Annotated in this window: 1 CRISPR repeat array. The window is 45.6% G+C overall.

The window, feature by feature from the left end:
- Position 1: 1 nt before the first annotated feature.
- Positions 2-283: a CRISPR direct-repeat array (repeat unit 26 nt; unit sequence TCTAGCAAGGATAGTTAGTGAAGATT).

Here is a 283-nt window from a genome sequence, read left to right as displayed (position 1 = left end):
GTCTAGCAAGGATAGTTAGTGAAGATTCCCAACCATACCGGTACCTACAACGTCAAGAAGATAAGTCTAGCAAGGATAGTTAGTGAAGATTCCCAACCGATAGATAGGTATCAGTGCGAGTTCCCTAAGTCTAGCAAGGATAGTTAGTGAAGATTCCCAACTGCGCGATCGGGGGTGCTACCGCCGCCATAAGTCTAGCAAGGATAGTTAGTGAAGATTCCCAACAAAACAGCGCAATGGCTAGAAGTCCGCCTAAGTCTAGCAAGGATAGTTAGTGAAGATT

The organism is Rothia sp. HMSC036D11 (genome assembly GCF_001814205.1).
GTDB lineage: Bacteria > Actinomycetota > Actinomycetes > Actinomycetales > Micrococcaceae > Rothia > Rothia dentocariosa.
The sequence above is the reverse complement of the archived record's forward strand: the minus strand, read 5'-3'. Positions and strand labels throughout refer to the sequence as shown.